The organism is Marinobacter sp. 1-3A (genome assembly GCF_016597775.1).
Taxonomy (GTDB): Bacteria; Pseudomonadota; Gammaproteobacteria; order Pseudomonadales; family Oleiphilaceae; genus Marinobacter; species Marinobacter xiaoshiensis.
In genome coordinates, this window is sequence record NZ_VCGZ01000006.1 from 259,381 (window position 1) to 279,810 (window position 20,430).

Annotated in this window: 23 protein-coding genes; 11 read left to right on the top strand and 12 right to left on the bottom strand. The window is 53.8% G+C overall.

Going from position 1 to position 20,430, the window contains the following annotated elements:
• Positions 1-61 precede the first annotated feature (61 nt).
• From FE848_RS11825 to FE848_RS11845, 5 genes are all read right to left on the bottom strand, one after another.
• A complete protein-coding gene (locus tag FE848_RS11825; RefSeq protein ID WP_200203053.1) occupies positions 62-640 on the bottom strand; it encodes a peroxidase-related enzyme in 579 nt (192 codons plus the stop codon).
• Positions 641-683: 43 nt separating this feature from the next.
• Positions 684-1,667, bottom strand: coding sequence for an MDR family oxidoreductase (locus FE848_RS11830; protein WP_200203055.1), 984 nt, complete (start codon positions 1,665-1,667; stop codon positions 684-686).
• A 47-nt stretch (positions 1,668-1,714) separates the two neighbouring features.
• On the bottom strand, positions 1,715-2,353 hold the full coding sequence (locus tag FE848_RS11835; protein WP_200203057.1) for a TetR/AcrR family transcriptional regulator: 639 nt from the start codon (positions 2,351-2,353) through the stop codon (positions 1,715-1,717).
• A 144-nt stretch (positions 2,354-2,497) separates the two neighbouring features.
• Complete coding sequence (locus tag FE848_RS11840) at positions 2,498-4,018, bottom strand: aldehyde dehydrogenase family protein (protein ID WP_200203059.1); 1,521 nt, start codon at positions 4,016-4,018, stop codon at positions 2,498-2,500.
• 69 nt (positions 4,019-4,087) lie between these two features.
• Positions 4,088-5,503 carry a WS/DGAT domain-containing protein gene (locus FE848_RS11845; protein ID WP_227715310.1) on the bottom strand — a complete coding sequence of 472 codons (1,416 nt, stop codon included), beginning with the start codon at positions 5,501-5,503 and terminating at the stop codon, positions 4,088-4,090.
• Between the two features lie 331 nt (positions 5,504-5,834).
• Here FE848_RS11845 and FE848_RS11850 point away from each other — a divergent pair, with 331 nt between their 5' ends.
• Together FE848_RS11850 and FE848_RS11855 are read left to right on the top strand one after the other, a co-directional pair.
• On the top strand, positions 5,835-6,758 hold the full coding sequence (locus tag FE848_RS11850) for an alpha/beta hydrolase (protein ID WP_200203061.1): 924 nt from the start codon (positions 5,835-5,837) through the stop codon (positions 6,756-6,758).
• A 114-nt stretch (positions 6,759-6,872) separates the two neighbouring features.
• Positions 6,873-7,622: an FFLEELY motif protein gene (locus FE848_RS11855; RefSeq protein ID WP_200203063.1), complete on the top strand. Its 750-nt coding sequence runs from the start codon at positions 6,873-6,875 to the stop codon at positions 7,620-7,622.
• Between the two features lie 4 nt (positions 7,623-7,626).
• On the opposite strand, the gene FE848_RS11860 is transcribed toward FE848_RS11855, so the two are convergent.
• Entirely contained in the window at positions 7,627-7,905 is a 279-nt protein-coding gene (locus FE848_RS11860) for a polyhydroxyalkanoic acid system family protein (RefSeq protein WP_200203065.1), read from the bottom strand.
• 126 nt (positions 7,906-8,031) lie between these two features.
• Between FE848_RS11860 and ubiE the strand changes: the two genes are divergently transcribed.
• Genes ubiE through FE848_RS11885 form a run of 5 tightly spaced genes read left to right on the top strand, consistent with a single transcriptional unit; the run spans position 8,032 to position 12,094 of the window.
• On the top strand, positions 8,032-8,814 hold the full coding sequence (gene ubiE / locus FE848_RS11865; RefSeq protein ID WP_200203067.1) for a bifunctional demethylmenaquinone methyltransferase/2-methoxy-6-polyprenyl-1,4-benzoquinol methylase UbiE: 783 nt from the start codon (positions 8,032-8,034) through the stop codon (positions 8,812-8,814).
• Positions 8,814-9,455, top strand: coding sequence for an SCP2 domain-containing protein (locus FE848_RS11870; protein ID WP_200203069.1), 642 nt, complete (start codon positions 8,814-8,816; stop codon positions 9,453-9,455). The genes ubiE and FE848_RS11870 overlap by 1 nt, the downstream gene beginning before the upstream one ends.
• Positions 9,452-11,095, top strand: coding sequence for a ubiquinone biosynthesis regulatory protein kinase UbiB (gene ubiB, locus FE848_RS11875; RefSeq protein ID WP_200203071.1), 1,644 nt, complete (start codon positions 9,452-9,454; stop codon positions 11,093-11,095). The genes FE848_RS11870 and ubiB overlap by 4 nt, the downstream gene beginning before the upstream one ends.
• A gap of 8 nt (positions 11,096-11,103) precedes the next feature.
• On the top strand, positions 11,104-11,430 hold the full coding sequence (locus FE848_RS11880) for a hypothetical protein (protein WP_200203073.1): 327 nt from the start codon (positions 11,104-11,106) through the stop codon (positions 11,428-11,430).
• Between the two features lie 43 nt (positions 11,431-11,473).
• Positions 11,474-12,094, top strand: a complete 621-nt coding sequence (locus FE848_RS11885; protein ID WP_200203076.1) for a hypothetical protein — start codon at positions 11,474-11,476, stop codon at positions 12,092-12,094.
• Positions 12,095-12,144: 50 nt separating this feature from the next.
• On the opposite strand, the gene FE848_RS11890 is transcribed toward FE848_RS11885, so the two are convergent.
• Complete coding sequence (locus FE848_RS11890) at positions 12,145-13,161, bottom strand: zinc-binding dehydrogenase (RefSeq protein ID WP_200203078.1); 1,017 nt, start codon at positions 13,159-13,161, stop codon at positions 12,145-12,147.
• Between the two features lie 87 nt (positions 13,162-13,248).
• On the opposite strand from FE848_RS11890, the gene FE848_RS11895 reads away from it, so the two are divergent.
• Both FE848_RS11895 and FE848_RS19050 read left to right on the top strand, forming a co-directional pair.
• Positions 13,249-13,710: a methyltransferase family protein gene (locus tag FE848_RS11895; RefSeq protein ID WP_200203084.1), complete on the top strand. Its 462-nt coding sequence runs from the start codon at positions 13,249-13,251 to the stop codon at positions 13,708-13,710.
• 43 nt (positions 13,711-13,753) lie between these two features.
• Positions 13,754-14,134, top strand: coding sequence for a potassium channel family protein (locus FE848_RS19050; RefSeq protein ID WP_200203086.1), 381 nt, complete (start codon positions 13,754-13,756; stop codon positions 14,132-14,134).
• Here FE848_RS19050 and FE848_RS11905 read toward each other — a convergent pair.
• From FE848_RS11905 to FE848_RS11925, 5 genes are all read right to left on the bottom strand, one after another.
• Positions 14,044-15,206 (bottom strand): IS3 family transposase gene (locus tag FE848_RS11905; RefSeq protein WP_200203088.1). Its coding sequence is split into 2 segments (ribosomal slippage): positions 14,044-14,951 and positions 14,951-15,206, totalling 1,164 coding nucleotides; the frame shifts between segments, so codons are not numbered across the junction. The genes FE848_RS19050 and FE848_RS11905 overlap by 91 nt on opposite strands.
• A 142-nt stretch (positions 15,207-15,348) precedes the next feature.
• On the bottom strand, positions 15,349-15,657 hold the full coding sequence (locus FE848_RS11910) for a hypothetical protein (RefSeq protein WP_200203091.1): 309 nt from the start codon (positions 15,655-15,657) through the stop codon (positions 15,349-15,351).
• A complete protein-coding gene (locus FE848_RS11915) occupies positions 15,642-15,935 on the bottom strand; it encodes a hypothetical protein (protein ID WP_035232409.1) in 294 nt (97 codons plus the stop codon). Before FE848_RS11915 ends, FE848_RS11910 begins: the two co-directional genes overlap by 16 nt.
• Entirely contained in the window at positions 15,925-17,133 is a 1,209-nt protein-coding gene (locus FE848_RS11920; protein WP_200203093.1) for an Arm DNA-binding domain-containing protein, read from the bottom strand. Before FE848_RS11920 ends, FE848_RS11915 begins: the two co-directional genes overlap by 11 nt.
• Positions 17,126-17,365, bottom strand: a complete 240-nt coding sequence (locus FE848_RS11925; protein ID WP_200203095.1) for a hypothetical protein — start codon at positions 17,363-17,365, stop codon at positions 17,126-17,128. Before FE848_RS11925 ends, FE848_RS11920 begins: the two co-directional genes overlap by 8 nt.
• Before the next feature lie 152 nt (positions 17,366-17,517).
• Here FE848_RS11925 and FE848_RS11930 point away from each other — a divergent pair, with 152 nt between their 5' ends.
• A complete protein-coding gene (locus FE848_RS11930; RefSeq protein WP_200203097.1) occupies positions 17,518-17,748 on the top strand; it encodes a helix-turn-helix domain-containing protein in 231 nt (76 codons plus the stop codon).
• A gap of 568 nt (positions 17,749-18,316) precedes the next feature.
• Positions 18,317-20,206: a helix-turn-helix transcriptional regulator gene (locus FE848_RS11935; RefSeq protein ID WP_200203099.1), complete on the top strand. Its 1,890-nt coding sequence runs from the start codon at positions 18,317-18,319 to the stop codon at positions 20,204-20,206.
• Positions 20,207-20,430: the final 224 nt, after the last annotated feature.

A 20,430-nucleotide genomic window follows, 5' to 3' on the forward strand; every position in this document is an offset into this window, starting at 1 on the left:
CCTTGTTATTCCGGATTAGCTCATCACAAGTGTAGCCCGTCAGGAGGCTCGCAGCTCGGCCTCAGCGGCCCAATGCGTAAAACTCTGCGTTCGGTCGCATGCTGGTCACGTTCGCCATCCGGTTAGACAGCCCAAAGAATGACGCAACGCCGGAGATATCCCAGATATCCTCGTCGGTAAAACCATGGCGATGCAGTTCTGCAAAGTCATCATCGCAGACCTCCTCGGCCCGCTGGGAAACCTTCACAGCAAAATCCAGCATCGCTTTCTGGCGATCACTGATATCCGCCTTGCGATAGTTAACCGCTACTTGATCCGCAATCATGGGGTTCTTCTCTCGAATCCGCAGAATCGCACCATGAGCCACCACGCAGTACTGGCACTGGTTCAGGCTACTGGTGGTCACCACGATCATTTCACGCTCACCCTTGGTGAGGTTGCTGTCTTTTTCCATCAAGGCATCGTGATAATCGAAGAAAGCCCGGAACTCGGCCGGCCGGTGAGCAAGTACCAGAAACACATTCGGGATAAAGCCTGACTTTTCCTGCACTGCCAGAATCCGCTTGCGGATATCGTCGGGCATGGCGTCCAGCTCAGGTACTGGAAAACGACTGATGGCCTGTTCTGTTTGTACCGACATTCTATTTCCTCTGTTTTATTATTCAGTTGGGTAAAAGCTGGGCTTAGCCGGCCACAGGAATCACAATACGGCCCCGGATCCTGCCATCCATAAGCCGACCAGCAGCATCGATTGCCTCATCAAAGGGCACTTCGGTGATCATGCTGTCCAGTAGTTCGGGAGAAAGGTCCTGCGCCAGCCGCTGCCATGCATGCAGGCGGTCTTCTTTCGGTGCCATAACGCTGTCAATGCCGCACAAGGTGACACCCCGCAGAATGAAAGGCGCTACTGTTGAAGGGAAGTCCATTCCAGCAGCCAGGCCACAAGCCGCGACAACACCGCGGTACTTCATACCGGCGCACACATTCGCCAGAACCTGGCCACCGGCCACATCAATTGCCCCGGCCCAGGTTTCCCGCGCCAGAGGTTTGCCCGGCTCATTCAACTCCGCCCGGTCCAGAATCTGCTTGGCACCCAAAGATTTCAGATAGCCCTCTTCTTCGGGCCGACCTGTCACGGCGGTCACCGAATAACCCAATTTGGCCAGCACCGCGACCGCCACACTACCTACACCACCGGTTGCGCCAGTCACCAGAATATCACCTGAATCCGGGGTTACTCCGTGCTTTTCCAGAGCAATAACGCACAGCATGGCGGTATAACCTGCGGTGCCAACACCCATGGCCTGACGAGCTGTAAATGGCGCTTGCAACGGAATCAGCCAGTCAGCAGACAACCGCGCCTTCTGGGCAAGGCCACCCCAATGTTTTTCACCAACACCCCAGCCATTGAGCACAACTTCATCCCCGGCTTTGAAGTCCGGATTGGAAGATTCTGTAACCACACCGGCCAGATCGATCCCCGGTACCATTGGGTAGCTTTTCGCAATAGGCGCGCGGCCGGTAATGGCCAGCGCATCCTTATAATTGAGAGTGGTATAGGCGACATCTACCGTGACATCGCCTTCTGGCAACTGAGCCTCGTCAATAGTTTTCAAGGACACCGTTTGTTCGCTCCGGCTGCCCTCAATCAAAATACCTTTAAACATATTGCCTCCAATGGTTCCGCTCTGTAATTTGAACTCAACTGCTTGCATCAGGAACTGCGTACCAACGTCATGAAACCTTCGGCAAACTGATCCAGCGGTTGTGCATTTTTTTCGAGTTTTGCGCGAAGCACCGCGCCTTCCCAGCCTATCCAGAAAAACCGCGCCGTCAGGTCTGGCGACAGGTGGCCCGGCACCTCACCGGCTTGTTGCGCTTCTTTCAACACCCGGGCGATCCGTGACTCCCAATCCTTAAACGTCTCGCGTAACAGATCACGAAAACTTTCAGGTAAGGCAGCCATCTCCTGCCCCAGATTGCCAATCAGGCATCCGCGCCGATAATCAAATTTCTGCATGCCGGTTTTCGCGCCTTCTACAAAAGCCTGAATTCGTGCCAATGGGCGAAGGGAGGTGTCAGACAGTGAGCGCTCCAATTTGCCGGCAAAAAAGCGACCGTAGGCCTCAATCAAAGCCTTCCCGAAAGCTTCTTTGTTTTCGAAATAATGGTAAAAGGAACCCTTGGGCACACTGGCCTGGCGCAGAATCTCATCAAGCCCGGTGTAGGAGTACCCTTTCTCCGTCAACGCCGCCAAACCCACCCCGATCAACGCCTGGCGGGTATCCTGATAGCCGGCATTCTGGCTTTTTGGTGGCCGACCGCGCTTGCGTTTTACTGGTGCATTTTCCACAAACAACCCTTATTTTAGACCGACCGTCTAATTAATTATGCATATTTATGACTGACCGTCTACTAAAATAAAAAAGGCCTCTGTAGAGGCGCGGGGGAGACTGGCGTCAGGCCCGTGTTCACAGGGCCTGACGCTGCTTCTAGATCAGAAGAACCCGAGCGGGTTGATGTCGTAGCTGGTCAGCATACACTTGGTCTGCTGATAGTGTTCCAGCGCCATCTTATGGGTTTCACGGCCAATACCGGATTTCTTGTAACCGCCAAAGGCTGCGTGTGCCGGGTAGGCGTGATAACAGTTCATCCACACCCGGCCGGCCGCAAGGTTACGCCCTACCCGATAAGCTCGATTGGTGTCGCGGGTCCAGACGCCCGCACCCAGGCCAAACTCGGAATCGTTGGCAATCGCCACAGCTTCCTCTTCGGTTTTGAACGTAGTCACGCCTACAACCGGGCCAAAGATCTCCTCCTGGAACACCCGCATCTTGTTGTCGCCCTTGAACAGAGTGGGCTGAATATAGAAGCCGTCTTTGAATTCGGCACCCATTTCTTCCTTGAACCCTCCGGTGAGTAGCTCGGCGCCCTCCTGCTTGCCAATCTCAAGGTAAGACATAATCTTGTCGTATTGTTCCTTGCTGGCCTGGGCACCCACCTGCACATCCGTATCCAGCGGGTTACCACGTTTGATGGATTTGGTTCGCTCAATTACCTTCTGCATAAACTCTTCGTACATATCTTCCTGCACCAGCGCTCGAGATGGGCAGGTGCACACCTCACCCTGATTGAAGAACGCCAGAACCAGACCTTCCACACACTTGCTCACGAACTCAGGCTCAGACTTCATAACATCAGAGAAGTAGATGTTGGCAGATTTGCCACCCAGCTCAACCGTTGACGGAATGATGTTTTCCGCCGCGCACTTAAGAATGTGCGAGCCCACCGGGGTTGAGCCTGTGAAGGCAATTTTGGCAATGCGCTTGCTGGTTGCCAGCGCTTCACCCGCTTCGATGCCGTAGCCGTTAACAATGTTAACGACGCCCGGCGGCAGCAGGTCACCGATGATTTCCATAAGCACCAGAATACTGGCGGGCGTCTGTTCTGCCGGCTTGAGCACCGTACAGTTGCCGGCCGCCAGGCAAGGGCCAAGCTTCCATACAGCCATCAGAATCGGGAAGTTCCAGGGAATGATTTGCCCCACCACTCCGAGGGGCTCATGGAAATGATAGGCCACCGTATTGTGGTCGATCTCGCCCATGTGCCCTTCCTGGGCGCGGATGCAACCGGCAAAATAACGAAAGTGGTCTGCTGCCAATGGAATATCAGCATTCAGGGTTTCACGTATCGCCTTGCCATTGTCCCAGGTTTCTGCGACAGCCAGCTTTTCCAGATTGGCGTCAATGCGATCAGCAATTTTGAGCAGAATGTTAGAGCGTTCTGCCGGAGAGGTTTTGCCCCAGGCGGGTGCAGCCTTGTGCGCAGCATCCAGAGCCAAATCAATATCTTCAGCGGTGGAACGGGGAATCTCGCAAATCACATCACCAGTCACCGGCGTTATGTTCTCGAAATACTCACCTTTAACCGGAGCAACCCACTCGCCACCAATGTAGTTTCCGTAACGGGTTTTGAAGGAAACGACGGAGCCGTCTTTTCCAGGTTGTGCATATATCATGGTCGTCACCTTTTGTTGTGGTTGTGAATGACAACGCGGTCATACGCGTTTACTCATTCACTGTAGACCTCAAACAACAATAGGTGAACCTCCGGGGAGTTCTGACAACTCCTGCACGCAGTCTTCAAGAAACTCCTGGGGGTCTGTCAGAATTGCTTCATCTGCAACCACACCGAACTGAACCTGCCCGGCATAGCTGACAATGCTGACTCCAAGCCCGATATCGCCTGCCTGAGGCACCCAGAACATCTGTTCGGTTATTCGGCAACCGGCAATGTAGCGCGCCTCCCGTGTACCGGGAACGTTGGAGACCACAGCACTGGCTTTGCGATAGAACATATCCGATAGTGGCTGGCGCAATGCTTCCGGGATAAGAGAGGCACAGGCCGCCAAACCCCAGGCTATGCCGGGCTGCCAACTCTTTTTGAGGCGACGGGTTTCCTGCTTGATACGATAGAGCCGCTCCAACGCACTCTCACCATCGATGGGCAGAGGGACAAACACAGTACCGAAATAATTGCCAAGTGCTCCCGGCTCTGGTTGCAGGTCTTCCGGCAGGCGGCTGCGAATATCCACAGGAACCGCAACATGCAACATGGCGTCGTCCAGTGCCGGTCCAGCAATTCCAAGGCGGGGTCGAACTGCTGCCGCTACACAACTGAGCAAAACATCATTAATGGTGACATTGGTCGCCTTGGCAATTGACCGAAACTGGTCGATAGGGACTGGTTCCGACCAGCGACAATGGCGCTGGCCCAGTAACGGCCGCTTGAGATCTGACGGTGTATCCTCCGGCTCAGCCAGAAAATCACTCATCTCATTAACCAACTTCAAGCCATTGTGAGCCAGCTTCTCCAACCATTCGCTGTAGCTGCCCCCCTGAGTTTCCGATTCCGGGCTCTGGTTATCAGTACCGGCGTCAGAAGCCAAGTCTCCACTAACCAGTTGCTCAAGCCGGTCTTTGGCCGCGGATACCCAAGGGGAAAAGCCTTCCGTTTGCTGCACGCCATATATTGCTGGGTATTGCTGTGGCGAAGCCGAGCACAGGCGGTCAAAAATATCCGTTAGAGAAACGCCATCGGCATAGCAGTGGTGTATTCGAAGTAACAATGCGGCGCCGCCCTCAGCATTAGGCACCAACCAAAACTTCCATGGGGGGCGGTAGGCAGGAAATGGCTGATTAAGTCGCTCTGAAACCCACTCCTGCAGAGACGTTTCCGTGAAGCGATCAAGCACCACATCCAGATGGTGCCGGATATCAAAAACCGGATCTGGCTCCCAATACCACGCTGGCGCACGTTTGACCGGCATATACCGGAAGCGCTCCCACGCCATCCAGTAAACCTGCATAAACTCCCGGAGTCTGGGCGCAGTCAGGCCTTCGACCCGAAACATGACGGTGATAGTCATAGGGTTTTTGGGGGACTCCAAGGCCAGCCAGGCGGAATCCGCAGGCAGCATGAGGTGCGTTTGCTCGTGACTCAAACCCGAACATCCCCGGAAGTGGTGAAGTGAAAAACACAGAGTCGGACATTGTGCCAGACATACACTACTGGCTCCACAAAGCTGCACGGCACCCAAGATTACAAAATGTTACACATATATATACCTTCACCCTATACTGGTTATAAGGCTTGGTGTAATAGTTATTAGCATAAGGTTTCGACTGCCTATTGGCCGCAGGCATGCAAAAACTGCGTTACCAGCGCCAATAAAGATCAGAGCGAAGCGATGTACAACAAGGTTACCAGCACAACCAAGGTCAAATGACCACACTCTAAAAACAGGCAACTGCCGTGCTGGGAGGAGATGCAGTATGAAAGCAAGCCACATTCGCAAGCTCATCAGACCAATCGACAGCGCCTATTCAGAGATGTTCTCAGGGCGCGTGTACCGTGTTGGCGAAGGTGCAGTGTCTGTTCGCAATCACAGTGGCGAGGCGGAACATACCGTTATTGGCGTTCATGGCTTTCTGGAAAATCATTGCTACTTCACTCAGACCTATGACGCACCAACAACAGAACTGATCCTGCTTACCTGCAGCAATTATCACATCCCGGTGAATGGCGTAACGCCGGAAACCCCCGAATGGGAAGTTCCGATCAAGCACCTGGAAGGCACCATTGAATACGATGCCTGCATCTTGAACCAGGCGCTTTCAAACTTGCCCAGCACCCGAAATGTGCGCATTCACGGCCATTCCCGGGGCGGAGCAGTGACGCTGGAGGCAATAAAACAGCGCCCGGAGCTTTACGAAAACGTTGAAGTGGTTCTTGAAGCACCGGCACTTCCCCAAGGCAAAATCAGCCCTTTAATATCTGCTCTTCTGGAGCCTGTCAGCCACGGTATGTGGCCTTGGCTGATCCGCCTGATCAGCAACGCACCCGCGTCTGCTTACGGCCAATCCTTCTTCGGGAAAATGAACCCGCGTAAAAAGCAGTTGCTGGCCAGTTTGTTTTACTCTACACGTGACCAACTGACGATTGTTCGCAACATAGAGAACATACTGGACTGGATGCAGCGCACTGACACCAACGTGTACAAGCACGTGCGCCACGGCACCTTCCTGGTTCCCGGTGTAGACCGCATACTGGATCGGCAGGCCATGCTTGCCAGCGCACGGCAGAGCCCCACCACCATGCGCATTATCGAAACAGGCGCGCCCAGCCACTTCGTAACTCTCGATAGCAAAGAGTGGCTGCCGGGTTTTGAGTCTTTGGCCGCTGCTGCTCAAGGCTAGGGCTAAACACCTCTGCTCATGATGCAGCGCCTGGCACTTGGCCGGGTTTGCTGCACATAGAGCTCCCCTTCGGTAAACTGTCCGCTTCTAAGCAGAACCACCGGAGTTGGCACCATGTATCGTGAGCGCCTTGTTGGCACAGTCGTGCGCTCAGAAAGCGCCAGCCGCCTGCAGAAACTTTTGCTGGAATATCACGATTTCCGCCTCCACAAGACGAATCACCGGCTGCTCGATAACACATTTGTTATCGCTGACTGGCAGGCTGGGCGCCTGAAGGCGACTCATCAGGATTTGTATCAGCACCCTGGCTATCACGAAGGCCTGGAGTTTCTGCTAACTGACCTTTACGCACCCTCGAGCATGACCCGCCGCGACGACAACATAGATCGGGTGTTCCCGAAAATGGTCAAATGGCTGCCGGATCAACAACTTGAAGTACTGGCCGGACTGGTGGAGCTGAACCTGATTACCCAGCAACTGGATCTTGAGCTGGCGGAGCTGCTTGATGAGCGCCGCATCCCTGCACACCTGGTCACCGCAGAACACTACTGTGACGTTTACCGTGCCAGCCAGAAACTGGAACAGCGCAGAAGGCAGGTTGTGTTAGTCGCCGATGTGGGGCAGCAGCTGGATCGTTATGTGCGCAACAGAACCCTTGGCTGGCTGCTTGCTATGAGCCGAGCGCCCGCGGAAATGGCCGACCTGAGTGATCTGCACAACTTCCTGCATCGGGGTTACTCTGCATTTCGCAAAATGGACAAGGTGGACTTGCTGATTGAGCGGCTGGTAACCCGTGAACAGCGGGTTATGGAAAACATTCTCAACGGCCACCCTGAGCCATTTGCGCTCCCGGGTGACCTTTGATCGATCAAGCCTTCAGAATCTGATCAAGTTGGCTGTGAATTTCCTGTTCAATCCTTGATTTGAAAGGCCGTAGCAGCATACCCAGCTCCAGGCGCACATTGAGGTCGTTGCTGGTAATGTTCAAGTGCCCTTTAACGCCCGAGCGTTTGAACTTGAGCTGATCACCTTCCCACTGGTAATTGAGCTCAAACTTGTTGGAAAGATCCTTGGCAAGCGCTTCTGCAGCTTCACGAGCATGTTCTTTATCAAGAGTGTGGGCGCGATGTACATCGATTACGGACATGAATCAGTTTTCTCTTCAAAATTGAACGGTTTTACAGTGTAAGGCGGTATTAAACGTGTAGCTACCCTTGTAGCAACTCCGTCAAGCGTTAGAATACGGGGTTCAGATTCTGACAGGACATGCCCCATGAGCGAGCAACAAACGCCAACCAGTCCCGGCAACAGCCAGGACGACGTTACACACTTCGGATTCCGCAATGTGGCCAAGAGCCAGAAAGCCAGCCAGGTAGCCGAGGTTTTTCATAGCGTCGCAGGCAAATACGACCTCATGAACGACCTTATGTCCATGGGTGTTCACAGGTTGTGGAAGCGCTTTACCATCGAACTTTCCGGCGTTCGCCCGGGGCACCAGGTTCTGGATATTGCCGGTGGCACCGGCGATCTCACCATGAAGTTCTCTGATCTTGTTGGGCGTGATGGCAAAGTGGTTCTCGCCGACATCAATGCCTCCATGCTGCAGGTTGGGCGCAGCCGCCTGACCGATCGCGGCTACGCCGGCAACATTGAGTACGTGCAAGCCGATGCAGAGCACCTACCCTTCCCGGACAACAGCTTCAACGCCGTATCCATTGCTTTTGGCCTGCGTAACGTAACCGACAAGGATCAGGCTCTGCGGGACATGATGCGAGTGCTCAAGCCCGGCGGGAAGCTGATGGTGCTGGAATTTTCCAAGCCCACCAACCCGCTGCTGAGCAAGGCTTATGACACCTACTCGTTTACAGCCCTGCCTCTGATGGGCCAGCTCATCGCCGGCGACAGCGAGAGCTACAAGTATCTGGCCGAATCCATCCGCATGCACCCGGATCAGGACACGCTCAAAGGCATGATGGAAAACGCGGGCATGGTGAACTGCAAGTACTACAACATGACCGGCGGTATTGTTGCCCTGCACGTGGGAACCAAACCCTGATGTTTCCCGGCCCGACCCTGCTTACGGCGCTAACTGCCATAATCGAGCGGGCACTGAACCACTCGCTTGAACTGGACCCCGCCGGCCAGCAGGCGCTGCTGGGCTCTCTTGAAGGGCCAGTACAGTTCCGCATTACCCACCCGATTTCTCTTACCTGCTCACTGCACAGAGCAGGCAATCGGGTGCAGGTGCGCAGCCAGCCAGTTGAAGATCCCGCATTGGAAATCAGTGGCAAGCCCCTGGCCTTCGCAGCGTTGGCCACCGGTGATAACCGTGTATTCACCGATAACCGGTTGAGCGTTACCGGTGACACCGCCCTGGCACACCAGTTCCAACGCGCGCTGGACAAACTGAACCCGGACTGGGAAGCGGCCATGGCAAGACACATAGGCGACGTGCCGGCTCACTTCATCGGCAAGCGTATTCGCAACGCCGTCAGCTGGAGCCGACAGGCATTCGGCGCTCTGAACGCAAACATTGAAGAATATGTGCATGAGGAAAGCCGCGCCCTGCCCGGCCGCCGCGAACTGGAAGCCACGTTCGAAGACATAGATGCCCTGAACCTGCGGGCCGAGCGCTTGGCAGCACGCATAAGCCAGATCGAAAGCCGCGGCACTACTGACAAACCGGAGACTCCGTGACCCGCCTGCAACGCCTGATTCGCATTTCCTGGGTATTCTGCCGCTACCGGCTGGACACGTTTTTGCCAATGGCAGAGCTTCCCGCACCGCTGAAGGTATTTTTTCTGCTGGCGCCCTGGCATCTTTTTCCGCAACCAAAACTTAGCCGCGGTGATCGCCTGCGCCTGGCCCTTGAAGAGCTTGGCCCGGTATTCGTAAAGTTCGGCCAAATACTCTCCACCCGCCGCGATTTGTTACCAGACGATATGGCGGAATCCCTAAAGACCCTTCAGGACCGCGTTCCGCCCTTCTCCAGCGACGTTGCCCGCAACATTATTGAGGGGTCTCTTGGAGCGCCGGTAGCTGAGCTATTCAAAGAGTTCAGCGCAGACCCGCTGGCCTCGGCTTCCGTTGCACAGGTTCATGCGGCTACTCTGCTGAACGGCCAGGATGTTGTGGTGAAAGTACTGCGTCCGGGTATTGAGAAAGTGATCCGGCAGGACCTTGCTCTGATGTACCTGATGGCCAACTTGCTGGAGAAATACTGGACAGAAGGCAAGCGACTGCACCCGGTAGAAGTGGTGGCCGACTACGATTCCACCATTCATGACGAACTGGACCTGCAGCGGGAAGCGGCCAACGCAAGCCAGTTGCGCCGCAACTTTGAAGGCTCCTCGCTGATCTACATTCCGTTTATCGACTGGGACTACACCCGCAAAAACGTGATGGTAATGGAGCGTATCTACGGCATTCCCATTGCCGATGTTCCCGCACTGGAAGCGGCTGGCGTAAACCTGAAAGTGCTGGCTGAAAAAGGCGTCGAGATCTTCTTTACCCAGGTATTCCGGGACAGCTTCTTCCACGCCGATATGCACCCGGGAAACATTTTTGTCGACGTTTCCAACCCCGCAGACCCGAAATACATCGCCATCGACTTTGGCATAGTGGGCACCCTGGCGCCGGACGATCAAAGCTACCTGGCGCGCAATCTTTTGGCCTTCTTCCGCCGGGATTACCGGCAAGTGGCGCAGCTTCACATTCAATCTGGCTGGGTACCACCAGATACAAGGGTAAACGAATTCGAAGCGGCCATCCGCACCGTATGCGAACCGATTTTTGAAAAGCCCCTGAAAGACATTTCCTTCGGCCACTTCCTGCTACGCCTGTTCCAGACCGCGCGACGCTTCAACATGGAAGTGCAGCCACAGCTGGTTCTACTGCAAAAGACCCTGCTGAACGTAGAGGGCCTTGGCCGCCAGCTTTACCCGGAACTGGATCTTTGGAGCACGGCCCAACCTTACCTGGAAGGCTGGATGCGCAAGCGGATAGGCCCAAGCGGCCTGATAAAATCCCTGCAAACCCACCTGCCCTCATGGCTGGAACAGTCCCCTGAAATGCCCCAACTGGTTCACGATGCTCTACTGCAATTGCGCAGCGCCGGCCCCACCGAGAAACAGAACCAGGACACGCTGGCACTGCTCCGCGAACAACAGCTCAGAAGCGACCGCCGCTGGCGCCGGGGGATTGCAGCGATAGCACTGGTTGCCGCAGCTGTTATCGGAACCCAGCCAGAAGCCCGTGAGTGGGCAGAACACGCGCCAGTGTGGTCTTGGGTGTTGCTTGCTGCAGCAGGGGCGTTGGTTTGGCGTGGCAGCCGCTGAGAGCGACCATGGGACTCAAGCAGGTCAAAGAGAATCTATTAAGCACCGACTATCCACAATGGCGAAACCTGCTCTCTACCGCGGCTTTCCTGATTATGGTCACAGGAACTGCGTTTGCTTGGTTCTACACCTATTACACATCGCCCAATGCAGCATGCCACAAGGGTTTTCTCTACCTCACGTATGCGTGGCTATTTATTCAGTGGGTCGTCATCGGCTATCTTTACCAATCCAAAGACATTCCGTCATTTGCCAGAGATGCGATAAAGGTTTTGATCTTATTAGCGAATGTCTGGTTCGGGCTTTTCCTGTTTTCTTTGCAGCCCTGCGCTTAGCTGGCGCTTGGTTCCTGGCGCAAAAAGTTTTCAAGAGGCAACAATGGATAATGACCGGTGGGCGCAACTTATGGGTACCTGGGGCTTTGCCCCGCATCAGGAAACCTATGATTCCCTGATCACCGCCTATTCCGGGAAGGGCCGGCATTACCACACGCTGGAGCATATCTCAGCCTGCCTTCGGCATTTGGATAACTGCTCGGCCTTGCTTGACCACCCGCGAGAGGTGGAGCTCGCATTCTGGTTCCACGATGCCATTTACAAGCCTTTATCCAGCAAAAATGAACTGGAAAGCGCCGATTGGGCAGCTTCGTTTTTGGCAGAGTCCGGCGCAAGTGCTGAAGAAATCGATCGTGTTCACAGGCTCATTATGGTCACCGAGCATGATGCACCTACCCAATCCCGTGACGAATCGATTCTTGTGGATATTGATCTTTCGATTCTGGGAACGTCTCCGGAAACCTACGAGATTTTTGAGCAAGGGGTTCGCAAGGAGTACCGGCTCGTGCCTTCGTTTATCTACCGAAAGAAGCGTGCCGCTGTGCTCCGGGGATTTATGGAGCGCCCGCAGATTTACACGTCCGGGATATTCCCGGAAGCACGTGAGCGCCAAGCCAGGGAGAACCTTTCAAATGCGGTGTCCAAGCTGGAAGGGCGCGCATAATCCCGGCACCCTCCTGTGATCACAGGTACGCTTCAGCGCTGCCAACGCAGCTAGGGGGTTAACACTACCTTGCCTATATTGGCACGGCTTTCGATGTAGTCGTGGGCCAATGCGGCATCCTCAAAGCTGAAGGACTCGGCGATGGTGGGATTGATCCAACCCTCCTCCACGCCTGCTATGATTTTGCCCATCCACACACGGATCTTTTCAGGCTCATGCCAAAGCCGCCCCATATTAATTCCGAATACAGATTTGTTTTCGTTCATCAAACTGATGGGGTGGAATATGGGCATCATCACTGCAGTTTTCGCCAGCGCCAACTTGCTGCCAATGCCATTGCCAGATGCGGCCGATATTCCGAACATCGCCAAGCGCCCGGACGCACGCAACGCCTTGTAACTCTTACGCCAGCTCTCTCCACCCAACGGGTCAAGAATCAGCTCAGCGCCTTTGCCATCAGTCAGGTGCATCAGCTCTGTGTACCAGTCGCTATTTCGGTAATCTATGGCGTAGTTAAGCCCGCGAGACAATAAGTATTCATGCTTTCCAGGGCTGGCTGTCCCAATGGTGGTGGCACCAATGTGTTGTGCAATATCCAATGCGGCAAGGCCTACTCCACCTCCCACATTGTGAATCAACACTGTATCTTCCGGTTGCAGTGCGCCACAAATAACAAGGGCTTGCCATGCGGTCAGGTAGTTCACGGGGATAGCTGCAGCTTGCGCGTAGGAGAGCCGGCCTGGTTTCTCGAAGATCTGGTTGAGCGAAACAACTACCTGGGAGGCATGGCCGCCAAACCGGGTCAAAGCCATTACAGGCTTACCCAACCACTTTTCTTCGACACCGTCGCCAATGGAGTCGATCACACCTGACACTTCATACCCGGCCGTAAAGGGAAAGCCTGGGGCATCCTGATACAAACCTTGGCGCGCCATAATATCGGCAAAATTCAGCCCCGAGGCTTTAACCGAAATTCGCACCTCACCTGGCCCAACCTCCAGGCTTGGAAACTCCTTGAGTGCCAGTACACTGCTGCTTCCAGCTTTAGGTATGATCACACGTTTCATAGAGGCTCCGGCATCGTATTCCAAGTATTATCTTTGTTCATCGGATATGACATAGTTCGAGAAAACGCTAGGAGTTATATCACAAGCATGTCGTCACTAGAGCTTAGAATCCCACCTCCCGCAGTTGCCGCTATTGCGGCGCTTATCATGTGGGGCATGGATTTGGTGACACCGCCACTCCAATTTCACGACACCATTCGAGTCATTGCGGCCACCTCAGTCGCACTACTTGGCGGCTGCATAAGTTTGGTTGGCGTTATCTCTTTTCGCCGAATGAAAACTACCATCAACCCAACCAGACCGGAAAAGGCATCTCTGCTGGTAGCTTCCGGAATATTCAAGGTTACGCGTAACCCCATGTACGTGGGCATGGTGCTAGTGCTGATTGGTTGGGCTGTCTTTCTTTCCTCTCCCGGAGCATTGCTCGGCCCTATCGGGTTTGCGCTCTATATAACCCGATTTCAGATTATTCCGGAAGAACGCGCTCTCGATGCGCTCTTCGGTTCAGAATATACTGCGTACAAGGCACGTGTCCGGCGCTGGATTTGATTTAAACGTGTAGCCAAAAAACCTGACCCAAAGCAGATAAACTATGGATTTTTCGATTACATTTTTTAAACTGTTTCTTTGGGGAACGTACTTCTCGCTCCCGATTCTACTTTCGATCTGTGTTTCTATTATTGCTCTCGGATTGTTTGTTGGCCGCCTGGAGTCCTGGGGAAGGTTCGATGCGCTTTACTGGGCGTTTATAACGGCCTTTACCGTTGGCTACGGAGGGCGCCGATTGGGGTCGGTTTGGAGTGAGGTCGGTGGGTCTAAGTCGTTGTTCGTCAGTAACTTGGATGTCGCGATCATAAATTTTGTAGTGCTGAAATGTAGTGGTCAACTAATCCCGGACAGTGTTTTAAGTTTTTCTTCCGCGACTACAGGTGGCATGCCGTCATTGAATGTATGGGGACGCTGCCGGTTGTAGTAGTCCATCAGGTAGTCACCAATATCCTTTCTTGCATCAGGAATCGAGCGGTATCCAAGTGATGGGATCCATTCGCTCTTCAGGCTCCGGAAGACCCGTTCCATAGGGGAATTATCCCAGCAATTACCCCGACGACTCATGCTTTGCTCCATGCGGTAACGCCAGAGCCTCTGACGGAATAATCGGCTTGCGTACTGACTGCCCTGGTCAGAGTGGAACAGAACACCCGCTGGCTTTCCTCGTTGCTCATACGCGTGATCCAGTGCCTTCACGACCAACTCAGCATCAGGGCGGTCTGAGAGCGCCCAGCCGACAATCCGGCGGGCATAGAGGTCGAGAACGACCGCCAGATAGCTCCATCGCTGCCCGGCCCATATGTAGGTGATGTCACCGCACCACACCTGGTCTGGGTGGCTGACGCTGAACTCACGATCCAGCCGGTTTGGAATGTCGGGCCTTTCCACAGTGGCCTGTTTATATGCGTGTGGGCCAGGTTGCTTGCAGATCAGTCCCAGCTCACTCATGAGGCGGCGAACCTTGAAGCGTCCGATCACAACGCCTTCCTCATTAAGCATGGCGGTGATCATACGGCTTCCCGCTGAGCTTCGGCTCTTGCGAAAGATCCGGTTCACATCGGCTCGCAGAGCCACTCGCGTGGCATCCACTACGGACCGCCTCCGGCGATAGTCGTAATAACTGGATCTCGACACTTCAAACGCTTTACAGACCATCTCAACCGGCTCCTGCTCACTCAACTGGTCTATCAGCGCGTACGATTCATCTCGTCCGACATCAAGAGAGCGGTGGCCTTTTTTAGTATCGATTTCTCCCGTTCCAGCCTCTCACAACGGGCTTCCAATTCCTGGATTCGCTGCTGTTCCGGGGTCATGGCTTTGGACTTGGGTGTAACACCGCCACGCTCTTCGGAAAGCTGTTTTACCCATCGCCTGAGGGCGTTCTCGCCGACATCTAAAGAGCGACTGGCTTCGGCAACACTGTAGCCCTGGTCAAGCACCAAACAGGCAGCTTCCTGCTTGAACTCTGGTGTAAAAGATCGTCGTTTTCTGGTCATCAGACACCTCGCTTATGGTGGCGATATTACCACCTACGTTGGTGTCCGGAATCATTGAACCACTACAGAGACGGGAGCTTTGATGCTGACACGCTGGATGATGAAAGTGAGAAGGGCGCCGTCCCTGGCTAAGATGTTCACGCTATTGAGTGTTGGAGGAAAGATCTAACGACTCCACGATCAGGCGGCCTCCCGAAGGAAATCTCAGCAGCTTCAGGCTGGCGGTCACTCGGTTGCCTAATACCGGTACGTCAGTCTGAACTGCCTGAGCCTGCGCGAGATAAGCCATCACCTGTCGTCCGCGACAGTGCAGGGTTAGTTGATAAATGGTTTTCTGAGTGCGAGCTGACTGGAACGGATGCACTCCGAGAACCGTAAACTGATCCCTCCAAAAGGCTAGATGAAGGCCCGCAGTGTCAATCGCCGGATTGGCCATTAGTATGTCCTCCATTCATGCTCCAGTTCCTGAAGCCGGTTGATCAGCATCGGAAGAGAGTCACGGCCCGCTTCCAGATTCTGCTTAACGAGTTCGCAGTACACCCAGGTTTCCATCGCCTCCTGGTTGGTGCGTTCTCCTCCCAGACCAAGGATGGCCACCAGATGACAGCCCTCTTGCAGGATGCCCATGGCCACACACAGGCTGCTAGCCAGATTACGAACGGTGCGCCGTTCGGCAGGTATCAGACGGTTCAACGGCATGGCCGCCAATAACATCAGCTCAGACCTCATCGCTTGCTGCCTCCTCTTCCGGTGTTACCTTGGCCTCGAACTCATTGATCAACAGCCGCTCAAACGCAGAACCATCCCGATGGGTCAGGTTCGGCACATACCGGCTATAAACCCGGAACAGCATTTCGGTCGTAGTGTGCCCCATCTGCCGGGCAATCCATTCCGGGTTCTCGCCAGCGGCCAGCCACAACGTGGCGGCAGTGTGGCGGGTCTGATACGGTCGGCGCTTTCGCAGGCCCAGATGGCTGAGCAGGGGATACCACACCCGCTTGGTAACATTGTTGTGTTCAAGTGGATTGCCTGCCCCATTACAGAACACAAAGGTGTTGTTGCCGGTGGCCTTGCGCTGATCCTTCAGGGCGTCGTAGACCAGTTGAGGCATTTCAATGTGCCGGTAGCTGCCGTCGGTTTTGGTCTGCTCGATCTCGCCATTCACCAGTGCCTGGCGAACCAGAATCTGCCGGCGTTGAAAGTCGACGCAATCCCACTGCAGCCCGTCGATCTCACCGGTCCGAAGACCGGTAAAGAAGCGAACGGTGTAGTAGTTCCTGAAGTCCGCCCGAACCGTGGCGAGAATCAGCCGAACTTCCTCCAGCGAAAACGGCTCCACATCGGACCGCGGCACCTTCAGTGATTTGATCCCCTGAAAGGGTGAGGTAAACTCAAATCGGTTGGCTGCCTCTCCCAGAATCATGCGCAAAGGCGTCATGATGCGGTTGATACGGCTGGCGGAAAGCGGCTTTTTGCTCCGGGTCTGAACTTTGGCGAGGGACGCCCGGAACGAAAGAATTTCCTGCCTGGTGATGTGGCCAACCTCCTTCTCCCCAAACTCGGGGACCAGGTAGTTCTTCAGAGTGCCTTCGATGGTGGTGATGTGCGACTTTCGCCACTGCACCCGCATCTCATCCATCCAGGTTTCACAAAACTCACTGAACAACGGTGTGTCGTGTGCTTCGCGAGAACGCCGGAGCTCTGCTTGGCCGGTGAACTCCTGAGCACGAGGGCTGTTTGGGAAATACTTGTGGTACTCGAAAGTACCCAGTGTGATTTCCGCTTCGATTCGTTTGAGAATCGCCTCGAGCTTCTTGCGGTTGGCAGGAGTATTTTCGAGAGCCGTCTGCTCGCGGCAGCGCTTACCCCGAAACTGAAAATCAAAAAACAGCTTCTGCGTCGCTTCGCGTACTCGAATGCTAGCCATGCATACGTCCTCCGTTAGCCATAGGGATAGAAAGTGAGTGGTGGCCGGAGTGCAGCGCCATATCGCGCTGTATTGGCTCCCACATGTAAATAATCTTCCGGCCGCCAAACGGCCGAATGTAATGAACTCCTTCGAGGAGAACGGAGTCTTTCAGGCGCTCGCGAATCGTCCGGGCTTCATAGCGAATCCGTTCTGCAAGTTCTTCTGTGGTTAGGTACTCGGTAGTGTTCATATGTTTCTCCTGGGCTTTCTTTGTAGCGTACAAGCTACATATTAAGTCTATTTTCGACGCTGTCAACAGTCTTTTGTAGGTTTTGATCATCATTGGATGCGAGCTGGCGTCTTATGAGGTATCATCGCTACACACATAAAGGCCTGCCGACCATGATCAGATTTCGTCTAAAAGAACTAATCGCAGAGAAGGGATTTCAAGAAAATCGAAGGGTTACGCTGGATGAGGTTTCGAAGGAGACTGGAATCCACAGGACGACGCTATCCAAAATTGCGAACCAGCGTGGCTATAACACCACGACTGAAATTTTGGACAAACTGTGTGAGTTTTTTGGGGTGCCGCTTGAGGCTGTTGCTCAACATGTTGATGTTGCAGATGACTAACGGCGTCTTATTGGAGTACTAGCGGGCTCGAATGATCAAGCCAGCGAATGATTCCTGCTCAGGTTAATCGGTGGACACACCACCGGTGTTTATAGTCAGTCGCGCTAGGTATCTGCAAGTGGCGTGACTGTCAGGGCTGGCTCGTACGCGGCAGCCACCCACTCGCCACTTTAACTCCTATGTTCTGATTAAGGCTGGCGTCAACCGGTAGTGTGGAAATTGGCTAAGAGTGAGCGAGAGGTTTGCGTTTTGACTTTTGTCAATAGGCTGAACGCTGTTTCCAGCCCCAAGCTAATGATCCCGCGCGTCAATGTTGATGCTAAAAGATTGGGATGAGGCCACACCTGTGACGGGACTAATCCAGTGGTCACAGCGCTCATCCGCAGTACATTTTAGTGGGGGAAAATTGGCCGACGTCATTCTAAGCCGAATTGAATGGTTGGTATGTCAGTGTTGCGTGACCTTAGGTTATGGTTTACGAACATTGATAGTATGATGAGCTGCAGGCCTCCCGCATGAGTAACAATAATTGGTCCGTGGTTCAATCATGCCTAAAAAGAGTGAAATTGTGAAAGTATTGCACCAAGACGTGGTCGAGCTCCTTTCCAGCAAAGTCATTCCGGCCAAATTTAACGCTAACGCTTTCTCTCACATTTCCGAGTCAACAGATTCTGCCTTTCTTCTCAACCAGCTCATTGATCTGGGCTTCATTCAGTCGCTCGGGGACGGGCTATACGCCAGGGCCTCCGCCTTCGACACCCTTATGGTCGAATACGGCGTTGAGTTAAATGAAAGCGCTATAACACTCGCCAAGGTGAAGCTTTCCCGATGGATCGAGAAAAACTACCACGAAGCGACGACAGACCTGATCCGGGCATGTTACGAGGTCTATAGCGACAGCAACCTTGCCGAAAACCTGGTGCGCCACCTCTTCTTTTCTGGTCGTTTTCGGGTTCTGTTAACGCTCTTCGACCTTATCGACATCCCGGAAGAGAGCCTGAAAAACTCGATTTTCAAATACAAGACCTGGTGTGAAATTTTCACCCGGGGCTACTCGCAGGCTGACTCCGTGATCGCTAATTTCGAATCGCGAATCTCTGAAACCTCAGATCCGGAATTGCTGGCTCTTGAGCCTATCATCCTGATCCTCAGGGACGACCTACAGGGCGCACTCAAAGCAAATCTTGCAAATTTGGAGTTCGTTAGCCGGGAGAATGAACTCGAATACACCATTCTCATCTCACATGCCGCGACTCTGTTGGTTGCCTTTGGCCGGTTTTCAGAAGCAAGTTATTACATCACCAAATACTATGAGCATTCGCTCTACACCTACTCCGATTTCTTTAACCAGTTCTTCTGCACCATTGAAGGTTGGATGGAGCTCATGGAGGGGCGGGGAACACGGGCACGAAGCCGTTACGAGTCCCTGATAACAGAAGCTGAGGCAAAAGGTGGAAGAAAGGTTGGCATCAACGCCATCCTGCTGACTGCCTATATCGACTCGCTGTACTTCACGTTTGATCTGCCAGCCCTTGAGCATGCCGTGGATCGGTACAAAACAGTAATCGCCGAGTTTAACCAGCCCGACCAGATTATTACGCTTTACCGGACCATGATTCGACTGGCAGAACTCAAACACGATGGTGATCAGGTAGAAGTTCTCCTATTGCGGTGGGAGTCGGCAGGAACCAAGCTTGGGCTCTTTCGCGTAATTATCCAGTCACGATTGGAGCGAATCCGGATAAATCTGAACCGAAACAACCTTTATGATGCAGAGCGGGATCTCACCAGGGTAAAGCTCCTTCTGAAAAACAACCGGAAGAGCCTGGAGACCCAGCCGGGGAACGAGGTTGAAGATTACTCCCTTGCCAGAATCCGGTTTCTTGTCCGCTTTCGCAACTCCCGCAAGCTCCACCGTGCAATCGATAATCTGATCCGCAAGGCAGAAAAGTGCAGCCTGATCCGTCGGGCCACTAAATTGAAGATACTGCTGGCCTGGAGCCACGAGCGGTGCGGCAACCTCTCTGACGCCAGGCAGCTTTTCTTCAGTTGCCTGGATACGATAAAAAACGGAGGCGGCACCTCCCTGCTCCATGAAGAAGGCCCAGACTTTGAAGCCTTCGCTCTGGCACAGCTCAATATCTACAAACAGCAGTCCAAAGGCCACGCCGTTCAAACCGACACCATAATCAGGCACTTTGCGGTGGCGCCGGAAAGCGCCGAAGGCAAAGCAGTGCCAGAGCTCCCCACCAAGACAGGCTCACTGACGCCCAAAGAGCTGAAGGTTTTACAACTTGTGGCAAAGGGCTTTACCAATAAAGAGATAGGCGAATCGCTGGCAGCCTCCGAATCCACGGTGCGGGCTCACCTGCGCAATATAAACATCAAGCTTGATACCAAAAACCGCATCGAAGCATTAAATGAAGCCAAAAGACTGATGATGCTGTCAGATGGCTAAGGAAGTCCCCGGCAGTGATGTCCGTCCGTCAGGGGGCAGGGCTTGGTTACGCATGGTTTTTTTCAGCTTGAGTGTCCACTAGAAAATAAGTGGACACTCAAGACGAGGCTGTAAACCAAATTGTGTAACTGCCCACGACTGAGTAACCTTTTCAAAAGGATACCATCGTGGGTACGCAATTGGACCAAGAAAAACTCAAAGCTATGGCCGCCGAGCTGGCCAAG